Below are 24,159 nucleotides of genomic sequence, written 5' to 3' on the forward strand. Positions count from 1 at the left end.
AAGCCGCTCCTACAGGATCTGCACATAACCTGTAGGAGCGGCTTTAGCCGCGAAGGGCCAGTGAATTCAATGAAGGACTATCAGGACTTCGGCGGATGAATGATCCGTTCGATCTTGTCCTTGAGCAGCAGCCTTTCCTTGCGCAGGCGGTTGACCGCCTCGTCGTTGGTGCCATTGGCCTCGGCGGCCAGCACCTCCTTGTCCTTGGTGTTGTATTCCTTGTGCAGCTTGTGAAGGTCCTGGTCCTTGTCTATGAGCGCCTGGAATGCGTCAGCGGTAACGTGCAGGTCAGCGAGCAGATCATGCGGAACTGGCATTTCTTCACCTCTGTCAGGGTTGTCGGTAAGGTCCTGACCTTTGAGGATAGCCGCCTTTGCGCAGGTAGGGGACTGGGGTAGGCTGTCGCATCCTTTCCCGAGCCTGGAACCTGCGCCATGCCTCACCTGAACCTGGAATACAGCGACAACCTGCGCGAGCTCAACGTCGATGTGCTGTTGCTGCGCCTGAACCACGCCCTGGTCGGCAGTGGCCAGTTCGCCGACGAGGCCGACATCAAGAGCCGTGCCGAGGCCTTCAGGCAATACCGGGTCGGCATTGCGCCGGGTGAGCGTGCCTTCGCCCATGTGCGGCTGGCCATCCTCAGCGGGCGTTCACCCGAGGTGAAGCAGCAGTTGTCGAACGGCCTGCTCGAGGTGTTGCGCGAAGCCATCCCGGCCCAGGCCGGCGTGGACATCCAGCTGTGCGTCGAAGTGCTCGACATCGACCGCGAACCCTATGCCAAGGCGCGTCTGCCCGGCTGAACGAATGCTGAATGAAGTTAATTTAATGTAAAAAAATGCATCGGCTTACGAATTTGTTACCGTCTTTTTCACGAAAAATTGATGGTGTGCTTTCTAGAGTTCGCCCGACTTTCCCACGGTGCCATCCGGCCTGGGGGGTTGATAACCACTCTTGACTGCGAATGCCGATGCTCAACTTCAAATCCCTGCGGACTGAATGGGTCACGCTGTTGGCCAGCGTTTACCTGCTGGTCGGTCTCAACATGTTCCTCTGGAAGCACCTGCAAGAGGTGGTGCCCGCCGGGGTATCGGGGCTTTGGCTGAGCCTGGCGTTCGCCGTGCTGATGTTGTTCGCGTTCAACCTGGTGTTGACGCTGTTCGCCTTCCGTTATGTATTGAAGCCGCTATTGATCGTGCTGTTCGTGAGTGGTGCAAGTGCCGCTTACTTCATGAACCAGTATGGCGTGCTTATTGATGCCGGCATGTTCCGCAACATGGCCGAGACCAATGTTTCGGAAGTGCGCGACCTGATGTCGTTCAAGTTCGCTGCCTATATTCTCTTGCTCGGCGTATTGCCCTCGGTATTGCTGTGGAAAGCGCAGATCGCCTACCGCCCGTGGCACCGTGAGCTGCTGGGCAAAGTGGTGGTCAGCGGGGCCTGCGTGGTGGCACTGGGCTCGGTGGCCCTGGTCAACTATCAAGGGCTGTCGTCGCTGTTTCGCAACCACCACGAACTGCGCCTGATGCTCACCCCGAGCAATGTCGTCGGCGCAACCATCGGTTATGTCAACGAGCGCGTCGGTACCGCTGCGCGACCATTCCAGAACTATGGCGAAGATGCCAAGCGCGATGCCGCCTGGCAGAAACACGAGCGCAAATCGCTGACCGTGCTGGTGGTCGGTGAAAGTGCACGGGCCGATCACTTCGGCGTGCTGGGCTATGACCGCGATACCACCCCGAACCTTGCCAAGGAACAGGGCTTGGTGAAGTTCTCCGATGTGCATTCCTGCGGTACCGAAACCGCCGTCTCGGTGCCGTGCATGTTCTCCGGCATGAAGCGCAAGGAATACGACGCCCGTGTGGCGAAGAACCGCGAAGGGCTGCTGGATATCCTTCAGCGTGCCGGCCTGGCGGTGCAGTGGCGCGACAACCAGTCGGGCTGCAAAGGTACCTGCGACCGCGTGCAGTTCATCGACGTCAGCAACCTCAAGGACCCGCAACTGTGCGCCGGCGGCGAATGCCATGACGAAATCCTGTTGCAGGGCCTGGGCGAACTGATCGACAACCTCGACAAGGACACCGTGCTGGTGCTGCACCAGATGGGCAGCCACGGCCCCGAGTACTTCAAGCGCTACCCCCAAGGCGGCGAGCGCTTCACCCCGGTATGCCAGAGCAACGCGCTGAACCAGTGCAGCGAGCAGGAAATCATCAACGGCTACGACAACACCCTGGCCTACACTGACAAAGTGCTGTCCTCGCTGATCGATACCCTGCGCAGCAAGCAGGACAAGGTCGACACGGCCATGATCTACCTGTCCGACCATGGCGAGTCGCTGGGCGAGTACAACCTGTTCCTGCACGGCACCCCGTATGCCATAGCCCCGGAACAACAGAAGCATGTGCCATTGCTGACCTGGTTCTCCGACAGCTACAAGGAGGACTTCGGCATCGACACCGACTGCCTGGCCAAGCTCAGCGATGCGCCGCTGTCGCAGGACAACCTGTTCCACTCGATGCTGGGCCTGCTGCAGGTGCACACCGAGGTCTACCAGCAGTCGCTGGACATGTTTGCCAGCTGCCGGCCATGGCTGGCAGCCCAGCGTTGAGGCCGTTCATCTAATCCAGGGATGGCGCAGGTTTCACCAGCAGGGCCCGCGCCGTATATACTGCGCGCCAATGTTTGTGGGAGAGCCTTGTGGCCATCGAAATTCACTGGATCCGTGACGACCAGACCCTGGCCGAACACTGCCGCAAGTGGCGCGAACTGCCCTTCGTGGCGCTCGACACCGAGTTCATGCGGGTCGACACCTTCTACCCGAAAGCCGGCCTGGTTCAGGTCGGTGACGGGCAGCGGGCTTTCCTCATCGACCCGCTGCTGATCGGCGACTGGCAGCCGCTGGGCGAACTGCTCGACGACAGCAGCGTGGTCAAGGTGCTGCACGCCTGCAGCGAAGACCTCGAAGTGCTGCTGCGCCTGACCGGCAAGCTGCCGCAACCGTTGTTCGACACCCAGTTGGCGGCCGGTTACCTGAACCTGGGCTTCTCCATGGGTTATTCGCGTCTGGTGCAGGAAGTGCTGGGCATCGAGCTGCCCAAGGGCGAAACCCGGTCTGACTGGTTGCAGCGCCCGCTGTCGGAAACCCAGGTCAGCTACGCCGCCGAAGATGCCGTGCACCTGGCCGAACTGTTCGCTGCCCTGCAGCCGCGCCTGTCCGACGACAAGTACGCCTGGGTGCTGGACGACGGTGCCGAGCTGGTGGCCGCCCTGCGCCGTGAGGTCGAACCCGAGGTCCTGTATCGCGACGTCAAGCTCGCCTGGAAGCTGGGCCGCCAGCAACTGGCGGTGCTGCGTGAGCTGTGCGCCTGGCGCGAGCGCGAAGCACGCAGCCGCGACGTGCCACGCAACCGCATCCTCAAGGAACACTCGCTGTGGCCCATGGCCAAGGGCCAGCCGGACAACCTTTCGGCCCTGGCCAAGATCGAAGAAATGCACCCGCGCACCATCCGCCAGGACGGCGCCTTCCTGCTCGAGCTGATCAAGCGCGCCGGCAGCCTGCCGCCCGAGCAGTGGCCACAGCCGCTGCCTGAGCCGCTGCCGATCGAAGCCGCCGGTATCCTCAAGCGCCTGCGCGCCATCGGCCAGGCCGAAGGCGAGCGCCTGGGGATCGCCCCGGAGCTGATGCTGCGCAAGAAAGCCCTGGAAGCCCTGCTCAAGAGCGGCTATCCCAACGGCCCCTACCAACTGCCCGATTCGCTGCGCGGCTGGCGCCGTGAGCGGATGGGCCAGGCCCTGCTCGACGACCTCGCAGGCGCCGGAGACAAGCAATGAAGCGTATCTGCTCGATCTACAAGAGCCCCCGCAAGAACGAAATGTACCTCTACGTGCTCAAGGCCGAAGGCCTGGAGCGGGTGCCAGAAGCGCTGCTGCCCTTCTTTGGCAAGCCGGTGCATGCCTTCGACCTGGTGTTGACCCCGGAGCGCCAACTGGCCCGCGAGGACATCGCCAAGGTGCTGGAAAACCTCGATACCCAGGGTTATCACTTGCAGATGCCACCGGCCGAGGACGAGTACATCGAGCACTTGCCCGAAGAGCTGCTGCGCCGTAACGACCCGGTCTGACCATGCGTGTACTGATCGCTGAGCATGATCATGCTCGATACGCCGAGCTATTGCGCGAGGCAGCGCCGCAGCTGGAAATCCTGACCAGCAGCGACTCCGCCGAACTGGCCCGCCAGGCACCGCAGTGCCCGGTCTGGCTGGGCCAGCCGGACTTGCTGGCGAGCCTGCTGCGCCAGGGCCACAAGCCGCAATGGATGCAATCGACCTGGGCCGGCATCACGCCGTTGCTGGCCGAGGGCCTGCCGCGTGACTACCGCCTGACCCGCGCCGTGGGCATCTTCGGCCAGGTGATGGCCGAGTACATGCTGACCTACATGCTCGGCCACGAGCGCGAAGTACTGTCGCGCCTGGTCAGCCAGGTCGAGCGACGCTGGGATGACCGCCCGGGGCGCACCCTGGAAGGGCGCAAGGTGCTGATCGTCGGTACTGGGGATATCGGTCAGCGGGTGGCGGAGTTCCTCGTGCCGTTTGGCGTGAGCCTTTTTGGCATCGCCAGCAGCGCCCGTGAACAGGCGCCGTTCGTCGAGGTTGCGGGGCTGGCGGATTTGCCGCGCATGGTCGGGCAGGTGGATTACGTGCTCAACCTGCTGCCGGACACGCCGGCTACCCATGACCTGTATGACGCGGCGTTGTTCCGGTGCTTCCAGCCCACGGCGCTGTTCATCAACGCTGGGCGCGGCGCGGCGGTGGTCGATGCCGACCTGGTCGAGGCATTGAAGGAGGGGCACCTGGCCGGGGCGGTGATCGACGTGTGCCGGCAGGAGCCGCTGCCACAACGGCATCCGTTCTGGACCGCCTGGGGCCTGTTGCTGACCGGGCACAGCTCGGCGCCGACCTCGCCGGCGGCGATGGTGCGGTTGTTTGCCGAGAATGTGCGGGCATATGCCGAGGGGCAGGGGTTGCGCGGCGAAGTCGATTTCGCCCGCGGTTACTGATCTCTTTTGCCTGTGCTGGCCTCTCGCGGATAAATCCGCTCCTACAGGGGCGCGTTCCTTGTAGGAGCGGATTTATCCGCGAGAGGCCAGCACAGGCGACGCAAGCATTACAGGCTGAAATCACCCTCAGCCGCCAGCTCGCTTAACGGCCGACGCGGGCTCGGCACTTCACGCGCCTGCAGCGCCTCGTCCAGGCTGGCCTTGTCGCCCAGCTTGCCGATCGCCACCATTGCATGCAGCTCATAACCTTCCGGAATCTTCAGCTCCTGGCGCGCCAGTGCCTGGTCGAACCCGGCCATGCCGTGGGTGTGCCAGCCGCTGATGCTGGCCTGCAGCGCCAGATGGCCCCAGGCGGAACCGGTGTCGAAGGTATGCCACAGCGCCGGCTTTTCTTCCGTGGCGCCAGGTGCCGCGAAGGTGGTCTTGGAAATGATCAGCACCAGCGCCGAGGCCTGCTGCGCCCAGCTGCGGTTGAACGGTACCAGCAGGTTCAGGTAACGCTCCCAGCTCGGCGTGTCGCGGCGCGCATAGAGGAAGCGCCAAGGCTGCGAGTTGTAGGCCGACGGCGCCCAGCGTGCCGCTTCGAGGAAGCTCAGCAGGGTCGCTTCGCTGATCGGTTCGGCGGTGAACGCGCGTGGCGACCAGCGGTTGATGAACTGCTCGTTGATGGCGTAATCGGCAATGCGGGGGTTGGCGCTCATGGCGGCTCCTGCAAGTGGATGGCAAAGCACGCACGCTACTGCGTCCGCCTGGCACTGACAAGCGGTCTGGCGTTGCCGAAGGCCAGGCTCTAGACTGGCGCCGCCGCGCATCGCGGCCACCAAGATGACTGCAGGAAACCCGTGTGATGATCGCTGACAGCGCGCCGTTCTGGCGGCGCAAGACCCTTGAACAACTCAGCCCACAAGAGTGGGAGTCGCTGTGTGACGGCTGCGGCCTTTGCTGCCTGCAAAAGCTCGAGGATGAAGACGACAACAGCGTCTATTACACGCGCATCGCCTGCAAGCTGCTCGACCGCGATACCTGCCAGTGCAGCGACTACCCCAATCGTTTCGCCCATGTGCCCGATTGCATCCAGCTCACCCCGGGCAAGGCCGACCAGTTCAAATGGCTGCCGAGCACCTGTGGCTACCGCCTGGTCAGCGAGGGCAAGGACTTGCCCGAGTGGCATCACCTGGTGTGCGGTGACCGCCAGCAGGTGCATGAACAGCGCATCTCGCAATCGGGGCGTATGCTCAGTGAACATGATGTGGACGAAGACGACTGGGAAGACCACCTGATTTTCCGCGCCAGCTGAACGGCGCACCCCGTCGCCTCTGAGGAACAAGGAGTTTCGCTATGCGTTGCCAGTGGTTGTTGCTCCTAGGGCTGGTGGCCTGTTCGCCGGCCTGGGCGAAAAAAGTCGACCTCGATTACCAGGTGCGCCTGCTGCCCGCCAACGGCCAGGCCGAAGTTCGCCTGACCCTGGCCGAAGGCAGTGCCGTGCGCAGCCTGGATTTCGACCTGGGCAAGGCTGGCGCCTACAGTGGCTTCCAGGCCGATGGCCAGTGGCAGCAGCAGGGCGAGCGTGGCGTGTGGCACCCGGCGACGGGCAAGACCAGCCTGAGTTACCGGGTGAAGCTGGACCAGAAACTGCGCAGCGGCGCCTACTCCTCGCGCATCACCCCGCATTGGGCGCTGTTCCTCGGCGATCAGCTGGTGCCGCCTGCGCGTCTCGACCAGCAGGACGGTACCGAGCTGGTGGCACGCCTGACGGTCGATCTGCCCGAAGGCTGGAAGAGCATCGAAACGTCCTGGCCACGCATCGGCAAGGACAAGTTCCGTATCGACAACGTGTCCCGCCTGTTCGACCGCCCGACCGGCTGGATGCTCGCGGGCGACCTGGGTAGCCGCCGCGCCCGCCTTGGTGAGACCGACGTTACCGTGGCTGCGCCAGTGGGGCAGGGCATGCGGCGGATGGACAGCCTGACCTTGCTGACCTTCGTCTGGCCGCAATTGCAGGCGGTGTTCCCGCGCAACCCGGCCAAACTGCTGCTGGTGGGGGCCCGTGATGGCATGTGGCGCGGAGCGATGGCTGGCGACGGTTCGATCTACCTGCACAGCAGCCGGCCGATGGTCAGCGAGAATGGCAGCAGCCCGCTGCTGCGCGAGCTGGTGCAGCTGTTTGCGCAGATTCGTGTACGGGACAACAGCGACTGGCTGGGCCAGGGCCTGACCGAGTACTACGCCACCGAGCTGTTGCGCCGTGCCGGAGGCATCAGCGACGACCGTTACGAGGTCTGGCAGGCACGCTTGCAGAAGCAGGGCGGCCAGGTCACCCAACTGCGCGCCGAGCACGCCAGCCCGGCCCAGGTCGCCCGTGGGGTGATGGTGTTGCAGGCGCTGGACAAGGAAATCCGCATCCATACCCAGGCCAAGCGCTCGCTGGATGATGTGACCCGGGCGCTGATGCGCCTGCCCAGCGTGAGCACCGAAGAGTTCGTGCAGATCAGCGAGAATGTGCTGGGGCGCCGCTCCGAAGTGTTGCAGAGCAAGGCCCTGCGCTAGCCAGTACCGGCCTCTTCGCGGGCAAGCCCGCTGACCCCGAGGCGGAGTGGATATCGAGCATCGCAAGTCCTCCTTGTGGAATGTAACTAGCTGACCCGCCTGATGCGGCTGGCGTTCATTGGCTGTGCCGGGTGGTCGCGAAGGCTCTGCAACGGGCATTCCGCCCGTCCTGATGTCCGGTCTGGTCAAGTGCCTGGCGGATACGGGCAACTGAAGCGCGCTCATGCAGGATTAACTTGTCCCCGCGCGAAGCTCATCCACGCTGGGTTTCGACCCAGGAGCTTCACGTCCCCCTCCACAAAAAAACAACAGCAGGGATCAGGATGACAATGACAAGCGCGAGTGGCGCCGGCAATCAGCTGGCGCAAGGCTTCAAGCAACGCCACGTGACCATGCTTTCCATCGCCGGGGTCATCGGCGCCGGGCTGTTCATCGGCTCCGGGCACGCCATCGCTGCCGCAGGCCCTTCAGCCATCATCGCCTATGCACTGGCCGGTGCCCTGGTGGTACTGGTAATGCGCATGCTCGGCGAAATGGCGGTCGCCAGCCCCGACACAGGCTCCTTCTCCACCTATGCCGACCGCGCCATCGGGCGCTGGGCCGGGTTCACCATCGGATGGCTGTACTGGTGGTTCTGGGTACTGGTCATCCCCATCGAAGCCATCGCCGCCGGCGTGGTGCTCAACAACTGGTTCCCGCACATCGATGCCTGGTTCTTCGCCCTGAGCATGACCGTGCTGCTGACCGCCACCAACCTGTTCAGCGTGGCCAAGTACGGTGAATTCGAGTTCTGGTTCGCCATGCTCAAGGTCATCGCCATCGTCGCCTTCATCGCCCTGGGTGCCGCCGCATTGGCCGGCGTGTTGCCGGGCCGTGAAGTCAGCGGCCTGCCGCGCCTGCTGGAAGCGCAGGGCGGGTTCATGCCCAACGGCTGGACGGCGATCATCGGCGCCTTGCTCACCACCATGTTCAGCTACCTGGGTACCGAAGCGGTAACCATCGCCGCGTCGGAATCCAAGGACCCGGCACGCAACATCGCCAAGGCCACTCGCTCGGTGATCTGGCGCATCAGCGTGTTCTACCTGCTGTCGATCTTCGTGATCATCTCGGTAGTGCCGTGGAACGACCCGCTGCTGCCGGTGCAGGGTTCCTATCAGCGTGCGCTGGAAATCATGCACATCCCGTATGCCAAGCTGCTGGTGGACATGGTGGTGCTGGTGGCGGTGGCCAGCTGCCTGAACTCGTCGATCTACATTTCCTCGCGCATGCTCTATTCGCTGAGCAAGCGCGGTGACGCCCCGGGCTTCATCCAGCGCACCTCCAAGGTTGGCGTGCCCCGCGCGGCCGTGATCGGCAGCACGCTGATCGGCATGCTGGCGACCATCGTCAACTACTTCGCACCGGCCGAGGTGTTCGCCTTCCTGCTGGCCAGCTCCGGCTCGATCGCCTTGCTGGTGTACCTGGCCATCGCCTTCTCGCAGCTGCGCATGCGCGCCATCCTGCAGCGGCAGAACGTCGAGATCGCCTTCAAGATGTGGCTGTATCCGTGGCTGACCTATGCGGTGATCGGCTTCATCGTGTTCGCCCTGGGCACCATGTTCGTGATGCCGCAACACCGCATGGAGGTGTCGTTGACCTTGGCCCTGGCGCTGGTGATCCTGGTGCTGGGCGTGATTACCAGCAAGCGGCATGAGCGGCGGGAGGCATTGGCTGCTGTGTAGTACGACGAACGTTTTCTGCTGCCTGTGAAATCGAGCGCCGCCCGCGCGGCGCATCGCAGGCAAGCCTGCTCCTACATCTGTTTCGGGCCAATCCATCCTGAAGAATTGGCGCGCGGCCCCATGTGCAAAGGGTACGCACGCCAATGGCACAGGCATTACTGGCCCGAAACAGATGTAGGAGCAGGCTTGCCTGCGATGCGCCGCGCGGGCGGCGCTCGGTCGTACAGACGCTGAAAATCTAAGATCTGTCTGGTCTGGATAATTACCTGTCCGGTTTGGCAATGCAGCCTCGAGGGTGTTTAATCTCACCCCTGCAAAGCCCTAAAACCCTTTGAAACAAGGGCCCCGAGAGATTTCACCGTTCATCGAAAATGCTGTAGACACATTGTCTAACAGTGCCCTATAGTCGTTATACAAATAGTAGACATAGCGCTATGACAACAAAGAAGGCCGCCATGAAAGCCACCGTCCAACCACTCGCTGCAGAAGTGCCGCAGGACCGCAAAGCCGTCCTGGCCGAAGCGCTGCGCCGCCGGATCCTGAGCATGGAACTGGCCCCGGGCGCCGTGGTGGACGAACTGGCCCTGTGCGATGAGTTTGGCTTGTCGCGCCCCCCGGTCCGTGAGCTGCTGCGCCAGATTGCCGCCGAAGGCTACATCGAGCTGGAAGCCAACCGCGCGCCACGTGTCGCCGCCATGAACCACGAGTCGCTGCACAGCTTCTACGTTGCCGCGCCGCTGATCTACGTGGCCACCACCCAGTTGGCCGCGACGTACGCGAGCGAGGCGGAAATCGAAGTGCTCAAGGGCATCCAGGCCCAGTTCCGCCAGGCCATCGAGGAGCGCGACGTGGAAAACCGCGTGCTCTACAACGACGCCTTTCACCTGGAAATCGGCAAGATGGCGCACAACGACTACCTGCTGCCGAGCCTGCGCCGCCTGCTGATCGACCATACCCGCCTGGGCAAGATCTTCTACCGCCACCCGACCACTGACGACATGCAGCGTGACCTCGAAGTCGCCTGCGAACAGCACGAGCAGATGATCGAGGCGATCGAGCGCCGCGACCCACAGGCCGCCGGTCATCTGGTGCGCGAGCACTTCGAGCTGTCGCGTCGGCGCATGGCCGAATACGCCGCACCGCAAGGGCTGGATGTGCCGATTCAGATATGAATTACCCGGTCGTCGCCACCGGCGCTGACCACCAGTCGAAAACAAGAACCAGGTTAGTGACATGACAAGAATAAGTTCGTTACCTGCCGATGATGCCACCTGTGGCTGGTATCACCTGAGCAAACCTCGCACGCCAAGGCCGGCCCACAGTGGCCACAGCCAGGCGCGCTGGGTGGTGGTCGGCGCCGGTTTCACCGGCCTGGCGGCTGCACGCCAGCTGGCAACGAACTTCCCCAACGACGAGGTCGTGCTGATCGAGGCCCAGGAGGTCGGTTTCGGCACCTCCGGGCGCAACGCCGGTTTCGCCATCGACCTGCCGCACGACATTGGTGCCGAGGACTACATCGGCGACATCGACATCGCCAAGACCATCCTCAAGCTCAACCTGGGTGGCCAGTCGTACCTCAAGGAACTGATCGAGCGCTACGACATCGAGTGCCAGTTCCGCCATTGCGGCAAGTACCAGGCCGCCATCGAAGACCGTGGCATTGCCGTGCTGGATGCCTATCGCCGTGGCCTGGACAAGCTTGGCCAGCCCTACGAAGTGATCGAAGGTCGCGACCTGCCCGAGCACATCGGCACCCACTTCTACCGCAAGGGCCTGTTCACGCCCGGCACTGCATTGCTGCAGCCTTCGGCACTGGTGAAGGGCCTGGCCGACAGCCTGCCAAGCAACGTCTCCCTCTACGAACACACACCGATCACCGACGTCGAGTACGGCGACAAGGTCGTGCTGCGCCACGCCAATGGCTCGATCACCGCCGACAAGCTGGTACTCACCACCAATGCCTTCGGCATGAGCTTCGGCTTCCTCAAGGGCCGCATGCTGCCAGTGTTCACCTACGGCAGCATCACCCGCCCGCTGACCGAGGACGAGCAGGCGCGCCTGGGCGGCAAGCCCTACTGGGGCGTGATCCCGGCCGACCCGTTCGGCACCACCATGCGCCGTACCGTCGACAACCGCCTGCTGATCCGTAACAGCTTCAGCTACAACCCGGACGGGCGCAGCAATCGCAAATACCTGGAACGCTTCGTCGAGCGCCACCGCGAATCCTTTGCCCGGCGCTTTCCGATGTTGCCCGGGGTGAACTTCGAATATACCTGGGGTGGTGCGCTGGCCTTGTCGCGCAACCACATGGGGTTCTTCGGCAAGTTGGCGCCGAATGTGGTGGGCGCATTGTGCTGCAACGGCCTGGGCGTTACCCGTGGCACGGTCACCGGCAAGTTGCTGGCCGACTGGCTGGCCGGTGACAAGAACGAACTGATCGAGTTTCTGCTCAATGCCCCCGGGCCTTGTGCGAACCCGCCGCAGCCCCTGGTTTCCCTGGGCTTGAACGCTAACCTTATGTGGGGGCAGTTCCGCGCTGGCAAGGAAAGCTGACCGTTATTTGAGTTAGACCCAAGAACTTTTCAAGCCGGTCGTATTTAACCGGCACGGGCTCGCTTTGCCCGAAATCGATGATCGAGCCGAGTAGTCCGATCACCCGGGGCTGAAGGTTGTTTTCAGTTTCGCGGGCGCGCTCGCCTTGAATATGTGCACGCAGAAGAAGTGGCAGGAACAACAATGACAAGTCCGAATATTTCGATTGAAGATGTACCGATCAACAACTTCCACCAGTTGCTGACCTTGCGTTCCGGTGGCGGTTCGTTCGTCGATGGCTATGTGCTGAGCATCATTGGCGTGGCCATGGTGCAGATGTCCGCAGGCCTCAACCTGACCAGCTTCTGGCAGGGCATGATCGCCGCCTCGGCGTTGATCGGCATCTTCTTCGGTGGCTTCTTTGGCGGCTGGCTGACCGACCGCCTGGGCCGCAAACGGGTGTTCTTCGTCGGCCCGGTCCTGTTCATGCTGGCTTCGGTCGCGCAGTTCTGGGTGGAGTCGGCGCTGACCTTGTTCCTGTTGCGCTTCGTCATCGGCATCGCGGTGGGCATCGAGTATCCGGTGGCGACTTCGCTGCTGGTCGAGTTCCTGCCCAAGAAAAACCGCGGCCCGCGCCTGGCCACCCTGACCGTGCTGTGGTTCGCCGGTGCCGCCACGGCCTACATGGTCGGTGAAGCCATCCTGCGCCACGGTGGCGATGATGCCTGGCGCCTGGTGCTGGCCAGTGCTGCGGTGATTGGTGCGCTGCTGTTCGCCATCCGCCTGGGCACCCCGGAATCGCCGCGCTGGCTGATCAGCAAGGGCCGTTCGGCCGAGGCCGAGCAGGTGATCAAGCAGGTGTATGGCAACGGCTTCAGCCTGAACAACCTGCCTGAGGAACCGAAGACCCGCAAGCTGTCGTTCCTCAGCCTGCTGCACTCCGGCTACGGCAAGCGCATGCTGTTCGTCACCATGTTCTGGACTTGCTCTGTGATCCCGGTGTTCGCCGTCTACGCTTTCGCTCCGAAAGTACTGGGAGCGCTGAACCTGAAAGGGGACTGGGCGGCGATCGGTTCGGTGGCCATCACCTGCCTGTTCGTGGTCGGCTGCATCATCGGCACTCGCCTGCTGAACACCCTCGGTCGGCGCACCACGCTGTTGCACAGCTTCTTCTGGTCGGGGCTGGCACTGCTTGGCCTGGGTGCCTTCAGCAACGGCAACGAGATGCTCATCCTCGTGCTGTTCGGCGCCTACGCCTTGTTCATTGGTGGTGCCCAGGTGCTGCAACTGGTTTACCCGAACGAACTGTTCCCCACCGAAATTCGTGCTGGTGCCGTGGGCGTAGGCACCTCGATGTCGCGGATCGGTGCCGCCGTCGGCACCTGGCTGGTCCCTATCGCCCTGGATAGCTATGGCATCGGCGCAACCATGTATGCCGCTGCCGCCGTGACCTTCGTCGGCCTGGCCTTCTCGGTCGCGCTGGCCCCGGAAACCCGTTCGCTGAACCTGCAACAGGCCGCTTCGCTGGGCTGAGTTGACTGACAACCCGCCACGGCGTCGATCCGTCGTGGCCTTTACAACACTGATCAACGCACTGGAGAACCTACCGTGAAATTCGAAGGCATCTACACCCCGGCAATCACTCCGCTGGCTGCGGACGGCTCGATCGACAAGGCGGCGTTCGCCGAAGTGCTCGAATACCTGGTCGAGTCGAAGATCCACGGCGTCATCATCGGCGGCTCCACCGGCGAGTACTACGCCCACACCACCCAGGAGCGCATCGAACTGGCCGCCCAGGCCAAGGACGTGCTCAACGGCCGCCTGCCACTGATCGTCGGCACCGGTGGTATCCGCACCGAAGACGCCGTGGCCTTCGCCCAGCACGCCAAGGAAATCAAGGCTGACGCGCTGCTGGTCGGCACCCCGCCGTACGCGCTGCCGACCCAGCAGGAAATCGCCCTGCACGTCAAAGCCGTCGACGCCGCCGCCGGCTTGCCGATCATGCTCTACAACTACCCGGGCCGCATGAGCGTGAGCATGGGTGAAGAGTTCTTCGACGCCGTGGCCGACGTGAAGAACATCGTCGCCATCAAGGAAAGCTCCGGTGACATGGCCCAGCTGCACCGCCTGGCCATCAAGCGCCCGAACATCCAGCTGTCGTGCGGCTGGGACGACCAGGCCCTGGAATTCTTCGCCTGGGGCGCCAAGAGCTGGGTCTGCGCCGGCTCCAACTTCATCCCGCGCGAGCACGTGGCTCTGTACGAGGCCTGCGTGATCGAGAAGGACTTCGACAAGGGCCGCAAGATCATGGCTGCCATGATGCCGCTGATGGACTTCCTCGAAGGTGGCAAGTTCGTCCAGTCGATCAAGTACGGCTGCGCCCTCAACGGCCTGAGCACCGGCGGCGTACGCAAGCCGCTGTACGACCTCGACGCTGCCGAGAAGCAGGAGCTGCAGCGCGTGGTCAGCGAACTGAAGGCCACCATCGCCCAGATCAAATAAGGAGGCTGGAAAAATGGCTGAATTGCTGAGCAAGGAACAATACGCGGCCATCGCCGCCGACCTGCAATTGCGCACCAAGGCATTCATCGACGGTGAATTCCGCGATGCCATCTCGGGGCGCACTTTCGTCACCACCAACCCGGCCACCGGCAAGCAGCTGGCCGAGGTCGCCGCCTGCGACGTGAACGACGTCAATGTCGCCGTGGCCGCAGCCAAGCGCGTGTTCGAAGAGGGCACCTGGTCGAAGATGCAGCCGAACGACCGCAAGCACGTGCTGCAGAAGTTCGCCCAGCTGCTGGAAGACAACGCCCACGAGCTGGCGGTGCTGGAAGCCCTGGACAGCGGCAAGCCGGTCAGCGAGTGCCAGACCGTCGACGTGCCGGAGACCATCCACACCATTCGCTGGCACGCCGAGCTGATCGACAAGATCTACGACGCCACCGCCCCGACCGGCAATGCCGCCGTGACCATGGTGGTACGTGAAGCCATCGGCGTGGTCGGCCTGGTGCTGCCATGGAACTTCCCGCTGCTGATGCTGGCCTGGAAGATCGCCCCGTCGCTGGCCGCCGGTTGCTCGATCGTGGTCAAGCCGGCCAAGGAAACCACCCTCAGCGCCCTGCGCGTGGCCGAGCTGGCCCATGAAGCCGGCATCCCGGCGGGTGTTTTCAACCTGGTGCCTGGCGGCGGTCGCGAAGTGGGCGAAGCCATCGGTCGTCACATGGACATCCCGATGGTCAGCTTCACCGGTTCGACCGATACCGGTCGCCTGTTCCTGAAGTACGCTGCCGAGTCCAACCTCAAGCGCATCGTCCTGGAGCTGGGTGGCAAGAACCCGGCCGTGGTCATGAACGACTGCGAAGACCTCGACGAAGTGGCCCAGTTCGTCACCGCCGGTGCGTTCTGGAACATGGGCGAGAACTGCTCCGCCTCGTCGCGCCTGATCGTGCACAAGGACGTGAAGGACGAGCTGCTGGGTCTGATCGCCAAGCACCTGAAGGACTGGAAGCTGGGCGACCCGCTCGACCCGGACAATCGCCTGGGCGCCATGGTCAGCAAGTCGCATTTCGAGAAGGTCAAGTCGTACCTGGAATACGCTGCCGAGCAGAAACTCAGCATCGTTCAGGGCGGCGAGACCGAAGATGGCGTGTTCGTGCAGCCGACCATCGTCGACAACGTTGGCCGCGACAACAAGCTGTTCGTCGAGGAAATCTTTGGCCCGGTGCTGAGCGTGACCAGCTTCGAGACCATCGACGAAGCGATCGAGCTGGCCAACGACACCGTCTACGGCCTGGCCGCTTCGGCCTACACCGGCAGCCTGCGCAATGCGCTGCGCCTGTCGCGTGAAATCCGCGCGGGCGTGGTGACGGTCAACTGCTTCGGTGAGGGTGATGTCACCACGCCGTTCGGTGGCTACAAGGAGTCTGGTTTTGGTGGGCGCGACAAGTCCATCTGGGCCCATGACCAGTACACGGAGCTGAAGACCATCTGGATCAACGCTTCGTGATCTGAGCAAGACCGGTGCTGTTCTGACGGAGCTCAGCACCTGGCCGCCCTTGCAGTTTTACTGCATGGGCGGCTTTTTTATTTGTCTTTCATTTGAATTTGGGGCCCGAACGGGTATTCAGCCCCTTGGCCATGCGGTCATACAGCACCACATTCACCGTCGCCGCCAGGTTCATGCAGCCTTCGGTGGGGATGTAGATGGTCTCTTCGCACCACCCGCGCACATCCTCGCTCAACGAGCCATCCTCAGGCCCGAAGATATAGATCGCCCGATCGGGGTGGGTGTATTCCGGCAGCGGCCGGGCGCCGTCCACCAGCTCCACCGCCACTGGCGTGCAGCCCAGGGGAATGATGCGTTGCAGGTCGTCGATGCCGATCAGCGGAATGTCGTAGTGCACGCGCTTGGTGTCGGTGACGAAGTCACGCGCGCGTTCATAGCGTTTGCCGGTGTAGAACACCGAGTTGACGCCGTAGCAACCCGCTGCGCGCATCACCGAACCGACGTTCTCGGCAGACTTGGGGTTGAACAGGCCGATGCAGCTGTACCGTTTGTTTGCCACGTGCCGGGGCCCTTCGCGAAAAAAAAGAGCGCGATTATACGGGCTTGCCGGCGGGGGTGGGGATTTGCACCGACAGGAGTCGCGACGATCAGTCCTTTTTCAGCATGCCCGCCAGCCCGGCGAACGGGTTGTGGGTGGCCTTGGCGATGCTCGGGGTGCTGGTCGAGCCTTCGCTGAAGTACTGCTGGTCGGTGTAGCGCGAGTGTTCATTGTCGTGGCAGTACAGGCACAGCAGCTCCCAGTTGGAGCCGTCCTGCGGGTTGTTGTCGTGGTTGTGGTCACGGTGGTGCACGGTCAGCTCGCTCAGGCGCTTGCCGGAGAACTCACGGGCGCAGCGGCCGCACACGTGCGGGTACATTTTCAGGGCTTTGTCGCGGTAGCCCATCTCCTTGTCGCGCTTGGCGTCGGCGAGGATGCGATCGAGGCGGGCGGTGGCGGCGGAGGTGGAAGCCGAACTCATGGTGTTTCCTTTGTTCTGATCAGGCAGATGACGGTTATGCCATTGAGTCTAGCGCGCTTGCGGGGCAGGCGGACAGGCGAAAACTCGAATATCGGCGTAGCCTGTACAGAGGTTCCCGACAGGAGGTTGCTGATGTTCCATGCGATCCTCGCCGCGCTGCTTGTCGCCGCCATGCCCCTGGCCGAAGCGGCAGGCACGCCACCCCGGCTGAACACCCCGGTGCCCGGTGCGCCGGGCACGCCGACGCCCACGCCTTACCCGCAGATCACCCCGAGCACGCCGCCCAAGGCCTACGACAGTACGCCGGGTGCGCCGCTGTTGCCGCCGATGCCGGTGCCGGGGCCGCCGAAGGACCAGGATTTGCCGGGCCTGCACCAGGAACCGGTGAAGGCGCCTGCGCAGGATGATTAGGGCTATAAGGTTCGCCTTTGGTTCTTCGGCGGCTGTGAGACCGAGCGCCGCCCGCGCGGCGCATCGCAGGCAAGCCTGCTCCTACATCTGTTTCGGGCCAGTGAGTCCTGTGGCATCGGCGCGCGTACCCCTTAGCGTATGACTCGATATCGCGCCGTACAAACAAGAGCCCGCGCGCCAATGGCTCAGGATTGATTGGCCCGAAACAGATGTAGGAGCAGGCTTGCCTGCGATGCGCCGCGCGGGCGGCGCTCGGTCTCGCAGGCGCTGAAAACCTAACGGCGAACCCTTTGAAACCTCACACCACCCCCAACTCACCAAACACGAACGCATACTCAAGCGCCACATCGCGCAGCCCCTGGTACCGCCCGCTCATCCCGCCATGCCCCGCACCCATCTCGGTCTTGAGCAGCAGCAGGTTGTCGTCGGTCTTGCGCGTGCGCAGGCGCGCTACCCACTTGGCCGCCTCCCAGTACTGCACGCGGCTGTCGTTGTAGCCGGCCACCACCAGCATGGCCGGGTAGGCCTGGGCGCTGACGTTCTCGTAAGGTGCATAGCCCTTGATGCGCGCATACACCTCGGGCTCCTCGGGGTTGCCCCATTCGTCGTACTCGGTGACGGTCAGCGGCAGCTCGGGGTCGAGCATGGTATTGAGCACGTCGACGAACGGTACCTCGGCGATGGCGCAGCGGAACAGTTCAGGGCGCAGGTTGAGCACCGCGCCCATCAGCAGGCCGCCGGCGCTGCCGCCGCTGATGGCCAGGCGCTCTGGCGCGGTCACACCCTGGGCGATCAGGTGTTCGGCACAGGCGATGAAGTCGCTGAACGTGTTGTGCTTGTGTTCCTGCTTGCCGGCGCGGTACCAGGCTTCCCCCAGCTCGCCGCCGCCGCGCACGTGGGCGATGGCGAAGGCCACGCCGCGTTGCAGCAGGCTCAGGCGGGCATGGGAGAACCACGGGTCGAGGCTTTCGCCGTAGGCGCCATAGCCATACAGGTAGAGCGGCACGGTCTTGCCCTGGTCTTCGCGGCGGCGCACCAGGCTGATCGGTACCTGGGTACCGTCCGGCGCGGTGGCCCACAGGCGCTGGCTGACGTAGTCGTCGGCGTCGAACTGGCCGAGCACCGGGGTCTGCTTGAGAACTTCCTGGGCGCCCGTGGCCAGCTCCAGCTGGCGCACCTGGGCCGGGCGATTGAGCGCCTCATAGCGCAGGCGCACACGGCGGCTGGCGAACTCCAGGCTGTCCTGCACGTACAGGCTGTAGGCCGCATCGGGCAATTCGACCCGGTAGGGTGCCAGGCCCTGCGGGCGCACTTCGATGATCGGCAGGCCACCTTCGCGCAGGCTCAGGGTCAGCGCGTCGGCATTCAGGCTCAGGCCCTCGAGCATGATGTCGTCGCGGTGCGGCACCAGCACCTGCCACTGGTCGCGGCCGGGTACAGGGGTGGCCGGGGCATGGCAGAGGGCGAAGTTGATGCCGTCCTGATTGGTGCGGATGAACCAGCGCCACTGGCCGTCGAGCTGGCCGTGGTCGGGGAAGTACTCGTGGCCCTCGACCCGTGGCGCCAGGCAGGTGAATGCCGCCTGTGGCGTTTCGGCGTCGAGCACCCAGGCCTCGCTGGTGGTCTTGCAGTTGAGCAGCAGCACCAGCTGACGCTCGGAGCTGGTGCGATAGCAGTGCAGGAAGAAGCGCCCGTCGGTCTCTTCGAACACCGTGGTCGCGTCGGCCTCGCCGAGGGTATGGCGACGCAGGCGCCAGGGGCGGTGGGTATCGTCCAGTTCGGCGAAGAACAGCGTCTGGCTGTCGTTGGCCCAGGTCATGCTGCCGTCGCAGTCATCGAAGGGCAGGGCAGTCAGGTTGCCGCTGGTCAGGTCCTTGACGTACAGGCTGTAGATTTCGTCGCCGCTGGTATCGAGGCTGTAGGCCAGCAGGCGGTGGTCGGGGCTGACACTGAACGCGCCCAGCGACAGGAAGCCGCCGTTGGCCAGGGCGTTGGGGTCGAGCAGCAGTTGTTCCTGGCTTTCATCGACCGTGTTGGAGTCGTCCGCCGGGCGTGGGCAGCGGTAGTGGCGCGGGTACTCGTCGCCTGCGGTGGTGCGGGTGTAATAGAGGTACGGGCCCCAGGGCGAGGGCAGCGAGAGGTCGGTTTCGAGGATGCGGCCCTTGATCTCTTCGAACAACTGCTCGCGCAGCCCGGCCTGGTCGGCCAGGCAGGCCTCCTGGTAGGCGTTTTCCGCCTGCAGGTAATCGAGCACTTCCTGGGTGTCGCGCTGCTGCAGCCAGGCATAGGGATCGGCGGCCTGGTCCTGGCGGGCAATGGGGGGCTGGGGCTTGATTGGCATCGGGGATCTCTTGACCGGGACAGGGAGACGCTGTCTGCGCCCTGAAAAGTGTTTATCATAGGCATCTCTTTGCCTGGCTTGCACGAACACCATGATCGAGAACGACTACACCTTCGCCTGGGGCCTCTACGCTGTCGCCGCCCTGGGCTGCCTGCTGGTGGGCTTCAAGCTCACCGGCTGGATGTGGCGCTGGCTGCGTGAACCGCTGCGGGTGATCCTGGCGGTGCTGCTGCTGACCCCGACCATCGTCGACCCGGTCAAGGACAGCTTCGCCCCGGCGATCGCCATCACCGCCCTGGACCTTGCGTTCAAGGTCGGCAACAACGCCTGGCGGGCGATCTCCGATTTCGCCATGTACGGCATGATCGCCTTCGCCTTGTACATCGTCTTCGTGCTGATCCGCTGGCCGCTGGAGAAGCGCGCCCGCGAGCGCCGCGCGCAGGCCGAAGCCGCCGCCCAGCGCCGTGCCGCCGAGGACAATGCAGTCACCACTGGCGCGCCCATGGCAGCCGAGCGCCATGACCGTTACCGCGACGACCCGCCACCTGCCGCACCGAGTGGCGGCCGCGGCCGGGTCGAGCCACGCCTGTAAGCGGAGACACCCCCATGTGCGAACTGCTGGGCATGAGTGCCAACGTCCCCACCGACATCGTCTTCAGCTTCACCGGCCTGATGCAGCGCGGTGGGCGGACCGGCCCGCACCGCGACGGCTGGGGCATCGGTTTCTACGAAGGGCGCGGCCTGCGCCTGTTCCAGGACCCGGCCGCGAGCAGTGAATCGGAAGTCGCCAACCTGGTGCAGCGCTACCCGATCAAGAGCGAAGTGGTGATCGGCCATATCCGCCAGGCCAACGTCGGGCGCGTGTGCCTGTCCAACACGCACCCGTTCGTCCGCGAAATGTGGGGTCGCAATTGGTGCTTCGCGCACAACGGCCAGCTCGGTGACTTCAAAGGCGAAGCGACCTTCTATCGCCCGGTGGGCGATACCGACAGCGAGGTAGCCTTCTGCGACCTGCTCAACCGCATCCGCGCGGCCTTCCCCGAGCCGGTCGAGGTGGAACAGCTGCTGCCGGTGCTGGTCGAAGCCTGTGCCGAGTATCGCGGCAAGGGCGTGTTCAACTGCCTGCTCAGCGACGGCGACTGGCTGTTCTGCTTCTGCTCGACCAAGCTGGTACACATTACCCGGCGTGCGCCGTTTGGTGCTGCGCGCTTGAAAGATGTCGACCTGATCGTCGATTTTCACACCGAGACCACCCCCAATGACGTAGTCACGGTGATCGCCACCGAGGCTTTGACCGAGAACGAGACCTGGCGGCGCTACGAACCCGGTCAATGGGGCCTATGGCGACACGGCGAGTGCGTCGTGCAAGGCCAGAGCTAAGGACGCTGCATGTTCAGAAGTTACCTGCGGTTGCTGCTGTTCACCTTCGGCCTGCTGGCCGGTATCCAGGTGCCTGGGCTGGTCAAGGACTACAGCCAGCGGGCCGAGGCGCACCTGTTCGAATCGCGCCAGGCGCTGGATGGTTTCAAGCAGACCGCCGAGCGCTTCTTCAACGGCGACCTGCAGGCGCTGGTGCGGCATTACCGGACCAGTGATGACCCGGTGTTCCTCAGCGACGCCAACAGCATCGAAAGCCTGCTGATTCGCAATCAGCTGCTGGAAGACGAATGGCAGGCGCTGCAAGGCTCCTGGGTGAGCCGGACCTGGCATGTGCTGGTGCAGCCGGAGCCACAGTTGCGCGAAGAGACGCTCAAGGGGTACAGCTACCAGATTCTGCTGGTGCCCGAGGCGATCGGCTGGGGCGTTGGGGCCGGGTTTGTGCTGGCTTTCGTGGTCGAGAGCCTGTTGCTGGGGATTGGCTGGGTGATCCTGGGTGGGCGGCGCAAGGCGGTGAAAGAGAGCTGGCGCTGATGGGTTCGCCTTCAGGTTTTCTGCGCCTGTGAGATCGAGCGCCGCCCGCGCGGCGCATCGCAGGCAAGCCTGCTCCTACATCTGTTTCGGGCCAATTATTCCTGAGGCAATGGCGCGCGGGCCCTTGTTTGCACGATGCGATATCGAGCCATACACCAAGGGTGCGCGCGCGAATGGCACAGAACTCACTGGCCCGAAACAGATGTAGGAGCAGGCTTGCCTGCGATGCGCCGCGCGGGCGGCGCTCGATCTCACAGGCGCAGAAAACCCAACGGCGAACCCTAAGAAACCAGCACAATCCGCTGCCCACCCACATCCCGGGCATACCGCTCCAGCACCTGCCGACACACCCCGACCACCTCATCCACCAACGCCACCCCGGTCTGCCAGGCCACCACCAGCTCCAGGCTCGGCGGTGGCTGCAAGCCTTCCAGCAGCACCAGTTCACCTCGGCTCAACTCTGCATCCACCAAGGCCGGTGGTAAGGCGCCAACCCCGAAGCCGTCACGCAACAAGCGGGTGATAGCCGCCACCGAGTTCACGCAGTTCAACCGCGGTGTCTCGGCCCCGGCCACCTGCAGCAGGCTGAGTACCTCCTGGTGCGGCCGTGAGTTCTTTGAAAAGGTGACAATCCGCTCGCGCCCCAGCTCGGCCAGCGAGGCAAAGTCGCGGTGGTACACCGAACCTGCCGCCACCACCCAACCCATCGGGTAGCGCGCCAGGTCCTGGCTGCGGATCGATTGCTCGCGCAGCAGGTCGGTCTGCAGGATCACGTCGAGAAAGCCCTTCTGCAGCTGCTCGCGCAGGTTCAGCGCGGTGTCGGCGACCAGTTCGATCTCCACCTGCGGGTAGCGCTCGGTCAGCTCCGCCACCAGCGCGCTCATCCAGGTGTGGATCACCGTGTCCATCACCCCGACGCGAATGCGCCCGACCTTGGCCCGGTCGCTGTCCAGCGACTGCTTCATGGCCTTGGCCGTGTCGAGCATGCGCTCGGCGTACTCCAGCACCTTGCTGCCTTCCGGCGTCAGGCTGACACCTCGGGAGTCGCGCAGCAGCAGTTTCACCCCAAGGTCGGCCTCCAGCGCGGCAATGCGACTGGACACCGAGGCCTGGGTGGTGAACAGCTTCTCGGCGGTAAGGCGGAAGCTTTTGAGGCGGGCGACCCAGACAAAGGTTTCGAGGAAGCGAAGGTTCATGATCAGTTTTTCTTGTTCCAGACCGGCGGTTTTTCTCGTTGGACTCAGGCAGCAGGGCCTTTGAACATGACGCTCAGGCCGCGACACCCGACGTCGCCCATAAAACAATACCAACAAGCCGAGGCAAGCATGAACCCAAGCGGCGTGCAGCAGCAGGTGCAATCCCCTCCTTCGACCGGGCCGTTCGCCTGGTACCGCGGCATCGACCAACAGCAACGGCGCACATTCTGGAGCTGCAAGATCGGCTATGGCCTGGACGGCATGGACACGCAGATGCTCAGCTTCGTCATCCCGACGCTGATCATGCTGTGGGGCATCAGCACCGCAGAAGCCGGGCTGATCCACACCAGCACCTTGATCGCCTCGGCCGTCGGCGGCTGGATCGCCGGCATCCTCTCCGACCGCATTGGCCGCGTGCGCACCCTGCAACTGACGGTACTGTGGTTCGCCTTCTTCACCTTCCTCTGCGGTTTCGCCCAGAACTATGAGCAGCTGCTGATCGCCCGCACTTTGATGGGCTTCGGTTTTGGCGGCGAGTGGACCGCCGGCGCAGTGCTGATCGGCGAGGTGATCCGTGCCCAGGACCGCGGCAAGGCGGTGGGCATGGTGCAGTCGGGCTGGGCCATTGGCTGGGGGCTGACGGCGATCCTGTATGCGCTGCTGTTCTCCTGGCTGCCGGCAGAGCAGGCCTGGCGCGCGCTGTTCCTGCTGGGCCTGGTGCCGGCGATCTTCGTGATCTTCGTCCGCCGCCTGGTCAAGGACCCGGAGGTGTATCGCCAGGCCAAGGCCGGGGAAACCGCCGAAGCGCCGTCGCATTTCTACGAGATCTTCGCCCCCGGCATGCTCTGGACCACCGTACGCGCCTCACTGCTGACCACCGGTGCGCTGGGCGGTTACTACGCCATCACCTCGTGGCTGCCGACCTTCCTCAAGAACGAGCGCGGCCTGAGCGTGCTGGGCACCGGCGGCTACCTGGCCATGGTGATCGTCGGCTCCTACATCGGTTATGTGGTCAGCGCGTACCTGTCCGACCTGCTGGGGCGCAAGAAGAACTTCATCCTGTTCGCCGTGGGCTCGTTCATCATCGTGCTGCTGTACACGCAGCTGCCGGTCAGTGACGGCGTGATGCTGTGGCTGGGCTTCCCGCTGGGCTTCTTCGCCTCGGGCATCTTCAGCGGCATGGGCGCGTTCCTGACCGAACTGTTCCCGACCCGGGTGCGTGGCTCGGGGCAGGGCTTCTGCTACAACATCGGCAAGGTCATCGCTGCCTTGTTCCCGCTGCTGATCGGCCTGCTTGGCGAGAAGATCCCCCTGGGCCTGGGTATCGGCGTGTTCTCTGCGGTGTCCTATGGCGTGGTGATCGTGGCGGCGCTGAGCCTGCCGGAAACACGCGGCAAACAACTTCAGGCGCGCTAAGGTAGG

Annotated in this window: 24 protein-coding genes; 18 read left to right on the plus strand and 6 right to left on the minus strand. The window is 63.9% G+C overall.

The window, feature by feature from the left end; translation table 11 throughout:
• Positions 1 to 80: 80 nt before the first annotated feature.
• Positions 81 to 317, minus strand: a complete 237-nt coding sequence (locus tag ACIPZ8_RS19635; protein WP_103446325.1) for a YdcH family protein — start codon at positions 315 to 317, stop codon at positions 81 to 83.
• 117 nt (positions 318 to 434) lie between these two features.
• Between ACIPZ8_RS19635 and ACIPZ8_RS19640 the strand changes: the two genes are divergently transcribed.
• From ACIPZ8_RS19640 to ACIPZ8_RS19660, 5 genes are all read left to right on the plus strand, one after another.
• Positions 435 to 800, plus strand: a complete 366-nt coding sequence (locus ACIPZ8_RS19640; protein WP_400726427.1) for a 5-carboxymethyl-2-hydroxymuconate Delta-isomerase — start codon at positions 435 to 437, stop codon at positions 798 to 800.
• A 167-nt stretch (positions 801 to 967) separates the two neighbouring features.
• Positions 968 to 2,605 (plus strand): phosphoethanolamine transferase, encoded by a 1,638-nt coding sequence (locus ACIPZ8_RS19645; protein WP_400726430.1) that lies wholly within the window; start codon positions 968 to 970, stop codon positions 2,603 to 2,605.
• A gap of 89 nt (positions 2,606 to 2,694) precedes the next feature.
• Positions 2,695 to 3,828: a ribonuclease D gene (rnd, locus tag ACIPZ8_RS19650; protein ID WP_400726433.1), complete on the plus strand. Its 1,134-nt coding sequence runs from the start codon at positions 2,695 to 2,697 to the stop codon at positions 3,826 to 3,828.
• A complete protein-coding gene (locus tag ACIPZ8_RS19655; protein ID WP_400726436.1) occupies positions 3,825 to 4,118 on the plus strand; it encodes a YcgL domain-containing protein in 294 nt (97 codons plus the stop codon). The genes rnd and ACIPZ8_RS19655 overlap by 4 nt, the downstream gene beginning before the upstream one ends.
• Before the next feature lie 2 nt (positions 4,119 to 4,120).
• Positions 4,121 to 5,053 carry a D-2-hydroxyacid dehydrogenase gene (locus tag ACIPZ8_RS19660; protein WP_400726438.1) on the plus strand — a complete coding sequence of 311 codons (933 nt, stop codon included), beginning with the start codon at positions 4,121 to 4,123 and terminating at the stop codon, positions 5,051 to 5,053.
• A 107-nt stretch (positions 5,054 to 5,160) separates the two neighbouring features.
• Here ACIPZ8_RS19660 and ACIPZ8_RS19665 read toward each other — a convergent pair whose 3' ends face one another.
• Positions 5,161 to 5,754 (minus strand): nitroreductase family protein, encoded by a 594-nt coding sequence (locus tag ACIPZ8_RS19665; protein ID WP_400726441.1) that lies wholly within the window; start codon positions 5,752 to 5,754, stop codon positions 5,161 to 5,163.
• A 146-nt stretch (positions 5,755 to 5,900) separates the two neighbouring features.
• On the opposite strand from ACIPZ8_RS19665, the gene ACIPZ8_RS19670 reads away from it, so the two are divergent.
• The 8 genes from ACIPZ8_RS19670 to ACIPZ8_RS19705 all read left to right on the plus strand — a co-directional run bounded on the left by ACIPZ8_RS19670 (position 5,901) and on the right by ACIPZ8_RS19705 (position 15,859).
• Positions 5,901 to 6,350 (plus strand): YcgN family cysteine cluster protein, encoded by a 450-nt coding sequence (locus ACIPZ8_RS19670; RefSeq protein WP_400726444.1) that lies wholly within the window; start codon positions 5,901 to 5,903, stop codon positions 6,348 to 6,350.
• Positions 6,351 to 6,391: 41 nt separating this feature from the next.
• Complete coding sequence (locus ACIPZ8_RS19675; protein WP_400726447.1) at positions 6,392 to 7,600, plus strand: hypothetical protein; 1,209 nt, start codon at positions 6,392 to 6,394, stop codon at positions 7,598 to 7,600.
• A 323-nt stretch (positions 7,601 to 7,923) separates the two neighbouring features.
• Entirely contained in the window at positions 7,924 to 9,321 is a 1,398-nt protein-coding gene (gene gabP, locus ACIPZ8_RS19680; RefSeq protein WP_400726450.1) for a GABA permease, read from the plus strand.
• Positions 9,322 to 9,776: 455 nt separating this feature from the next.
• The gene (locus tag ACIPZ8_RS19685) at positions 9,777 to 10,493 is read left to right on the plus strand and encodes a GntR family transcriptional regulator (RefSeq protein ID WP_400726453.1); all 717 of its coding nucleotides are present in this window, start codon (positions 9,777 to 9,779) and stop codon (positions 10,491 to 10,493) included.
• Between the two features lie 61 nt (positions 10,494 to 10,554).
• Entirely contained in the window at positions 10,555 to 11,874 is a 1,320-nt protein-coding gene (locus tag ACIPZ8_RS19690) for an NAD(P)/FAD-dependent oxidoreductase (RefSeq protein WP_400726456.1), read from the plus strand.
• 183 nt (positions 11,875 to 12,057) lie between these two features.
• The gene (locus ACIPZ8_RS19695; RefSeq protein ID WP_400726459.1) at positions 12,058 to 13,386 is read left to right on the plus strand and encodes an MFS transporter; all 1,329 of its coding nucleotides are present in this window, start codon (positions 12,058 to 12,060) and stop codon (positions 13,384 to 13,386) included.
• Between the two features lie 75 nt (positions 13,387 to 13,461).
• On the plus strand, positions 13,462 to 14,355 hold the full coding sequence (locus tag ACIPZ8_RS19700; RefSeq protein WP_400726462.1) for a dihydrodipicolinate synthase family protein: 894 nt from the start codon (positions 13,462 to 13,464) through the stop codon (positions 14,353 to 14,355).
• Between the two features lie 13 nt (positions 14,356 to 14,368).
• On the plus strand, positions 14,369 to 15,859 hold the full coding sequence (locus ACIPZ8_RS19705; RefSeq protein WP_400726464.1) for an aldehyde dehydrogenase: 1,491 nt from the start codon (positions 14,369 to 14,371) through the stop codon (positions 15,857 to 15,859).
• Positions 15,860 to 15,947: 88 nt separating this feature from the next.
• Here ACIPZ8_RS19705 and ACIPZ8_RS19710 read toward each other — a convergent pair whose 3' ends face one another.
• Together ACIPZ8_RS19710 and ACIPZ8_RS19715 are read right to left on the minus strand one after the other, a co-directional pair.
• Positions 15,948 to 16,418 carry an RNA methyltransferase gene (locus ACIPZ8_RS19710; RefSeq protein ID WP_085675738.1) on the minus strand — a complete coding sequence of 157 codons (471 nt, stop codon included), beginning with the start codon at positions 16,416 to 16,418 and terminating at the stop codon, positions 15,948 to 15,950.
• Positions 16,419 to 16,506: 88 nt separating this feature from the next.
• Positions 16,507 to 16,878 carry a YajD family HNH nuclease gene (locus tag ACIPZ8_RS19715; RefSeq protein ID WP_023381762.1) on the minus strand — a complete coding sequence of 124 codons (372 nt, stop codon included), beginning with the start codon at positions 16,876 to 16,878 and terminating at the stop codon, positions 16,507 to 16,509.
• 132 nt (positions 16,879 to 17,010) lie between these two features.
• Here ACIPZ8_RS19715 and ACIPZ8_RS19720 point away from each other — a divergent pair, with 132 nt between their 5' ends.
• Positions 17,011 to 17,289 carry a hypothetical protein gene (locus ACIPZ8_RS19720; protein WP_400726467.1) on the plus strand — a complete coding sequence of 93 codons (279 nt, stop codon included), beginning with the start codon at positions 17,011 to 17,013 and terminating at the stop codon, positions 17,287 to 17,289.
• A gap of 298 nt (positions 17,290 to 17,587) precedes the next feature.
• On the opposite strand, the gene ACIPZ8_RS19725 is transcribed toward ACIPZ8_RS19720, so the two are convergent.
• A complete protein-coding gene (locus tag ACIPZ8_RS19725; protein WP_400726470.1) occupies positions 17,588 to 19,630 on the minus strand; it encodes a S9 family peptidase in 2,043 nt (680 codons plus the stop codon).
• A gap of 91 nt (positions 19,631 to 19,721) precedes the next feature.
• Between ACIPZ8_RS19725 and ACIPZ8_RS19730 the strand changes: the two genes are divergently transcribed.
• Genes ACIPZ8_RS19730 through ACIPZ8_RS19740 form a run of 3 tightly spaced genes read left to right on the plus strand, consistent with a single transcriptional unit; the run spans position 19,722 to position 21,541 of the window.
• On the plus strand, positions 19,722 to 20,222 hold the full coding sequence (locus tag ACIPZ8_RS19730) for an MFS transporter (protein ID WP_400726473.1): 501 nt from the start codon (positions 19,722 to 19,724) through the stop codon (positions 20,220 to 20,222).
• 14 nt (positions 20,223 to 20,236) lie between these two features.
• Positions 20,237 to 21,010 (plus strand): class II glutamine amidotransferase, encoded by a 774-nt coding sequence (locus tag ACIPZ8_RS19735; RefSeq protein ID WP_400726476.1) that lies wholly within the window; start codon positions 20,237 to 20,239, stop codon positions 21,008 to 21,010.
• 9 nt (positions 21,011 to 21,019) lie between these two features.
• Positions 21,020 to 21,541, plus strand: a complete 522-nt coding sequence (locus tag ACIPZ8_RS19740) for a DUF2937 family protein (protein WP_294338107.1) — start codon at positions 21,020 to 21,022, stop codon at positions 21,539 to 21,541.
• 281 nt (positions 21,542 to 21,822) lie between these two features.
• On the opposite strand, the gene ACIPZ8_RS19745 is transcribed toward ACIPZ8_RS19740, so the two are convergent.
• Complete coding sequence (locus ACIPZ8_RS19745; RefSeq protein ID WP_400726479.1) at positions 21,823 to 22,737, minus strand: LysR family transcriptional regulator; 915 nt, start codon at positions 22,735 to 22,737, stop codon at positions 21,823 to 21,825.
• Between the two features lie 129 nt (positions 22,738 to 22,866).
• Here ACIPZ8_RS19745 and ACIPZ8_RS19750 point away from each other — a divergent pair, with 129 nt between their 5' ends.
• Positions 22,867 to 24,153 carry an MFS transporter gene (locus ACIPZ8_RS19750; protein WP_400726482.1) on the plus strand — a complete coding sequence of 429 codons (1,287 nt, stop codon included), beginning with the start codon at positions 22,867 to 22,869 and terminating at the stop codon, positions 24,151 to 24,153.
• Positions 24,154 to 24,159: the final 6 nt, after the last annotated feature.

The organism is Pseudomonas sp. NPDC089422, from assembly GCF_044749405.1.
Classification (GTDB): domain Bacteria; phylum Pseudomonadota; class Gammaproteobacteria; order Pseudomonadales; family Pseudomonadaceae; genus Aquipseudomonas.

Bases quoted from the DNA above. Each gene is read 5' to 3' on its own strand.
- ACIPZ8_RS19635 (WP_103446325.1), bottom strand. From the start codon at position 317: ATGCCAGTTCCGCATGATCTGCTCGCTGACCTGCACGTTACCGCTGAC.
- ACIPZ8_RS19640 (WP_400726427.1), top strand. From the start codon at position 435: ATGCCTCACCTGAACCTGGAATACAGCGACAACCTGCGCGAGCTCAAC.
- ACIPZ8_RS19645 (WP_400726430.1), top strand. From the start codon at position 968: ATGCTCAACTTCAAATCCCTGCGGACTGAATGGGTCACGCTGTTGGCC.
- ACIPZ8_RS19655 (WP_400726436.1), top strand. From the start codon at position 3,825: ATGAAGCGTATCTGCTCGATCTACAAGAGCCCCCGCAAGAACGAAATG.
- ACIPZ8_RS19660 (WP_400726438.1), top strand. From the start codon at position 4,121: ATGCGTGTACTGATCGCTGAGCATGATCATGCTCGATACGCCGAGCTA.
- ACIPZ8_RS19665 (WP_400726441.1), bottom strand. From the start codon at position 5,754: ATGAGCGCCAACCCCCGCATTGCCGATTACGCCATCAACGAGCAGTTC.
- ACIPZ8_RS19670 (WP_400726444.1), top strand. From the start codon at position 5,901: ATGATCGCTGACAGCGCGCCGTTCTGGCGGCGCAAGACCCTTGAACAA.
- ACIPZ8_RS19675 (WP_400726447.1), top strand. From the start codon at position 6,392: ATGCGTTGCCAGTGGTTGTTGCTCCTAGGGCTGGTGGCCTGTTCGCCG.
- gabP (WP_400726450.1), top strand. From the start codon at position 7,924: ATGACAATGACAAGCGCGAGTGGCGCCGGCAATCAGCTGGCGCAAGGC.
- ACIPZ8_RS19685 (WP_400726453.1), top strand. From the start codon at position 9,777: ATGAAAGCCACCGTCCAACCACTCGCTGCAGAAGTGCCGCAGGACCGC.
- ACIPZ8_RS19690 (WP_400726456.1), top strand. From the start codon at position 10,555: ATGACAAGAATAAGTTCGTTACCTGCCGATGATGCCACCTGTGGCTGG.
- ACIPZ8_RS19695 (WP_400726459.1), top strand. From the start codon at position 12,058: ATGACAAGTCCGAATATTTCGATTGAAGATGTACCGATCAACAACTTC.
- ACIPZ8_RS19705 (WP_400726464.1), top strand. From the start codon at position 14,369: ATGGCTGAATTGCTGAGCAAGGAACAATACGCGGCCATCGCCGCCGAC.
- ACIPZ8_RS19715 (WP_023381762.1), bottom strand. From the start codon at position 16,878: ATGAGTTCGGCTTCCACCTCCGCCGCCACCGCCCGCCTCGATCGCATC.
- ACIPZ8_RS19720 (WP_400726467.1), top strand. From the start codon at position 17,011: ATGTTCCATGCGATCCTCGCCGCGCTGCTTGTCGCCGCCATGCCCCTG.
- ACIPZ8_RS19725 (WP_400726470.1), bottom strand. From the start codon at position 19,630: ATGCCAATCAAGCCCCAGCCCCCCATTGCCCGCCAGGACCAGGCCGCC.
- ACIPZ8_RS19730 (WP_400726473.1), top strand. From the start codon at position 19,722: ATGATCGAGAACGACTACACCTTCGCCTGGGGCCTCTACGCTGTCGCC.
- ACIPZ8_RS19735 (WP_400726476.1), top strand. From the start codon at position 20,237: ATGTGCGAACTGCTGGGCATGAGTGCCAACGTCCCCACCGACATCGTC.
- ACIPZ8_RS19740 (WP_294338107.1), top strand. From the start codon at position 21,020: ATGTTCAGAAGTTACCTGCGGTTGCTGCTGTTCACCTTCGGCCTGCTG.
- ACIPZ8_RS19745 (WP_400726479.1), bottom strand. From the start codon at position 22,737: ATGAACCTTCGCTTCCTCGAAACCTTTGTCTGGGTCGCCCGCCTCAAA.
- ACIPZ8_RS19750 (WP_400726482.1), top strand. From the start codon at position 22,867: ATGAACCCAAGCGGCGTGCAGCAGCAGGTGCAATCCCCTCCTTCGACC.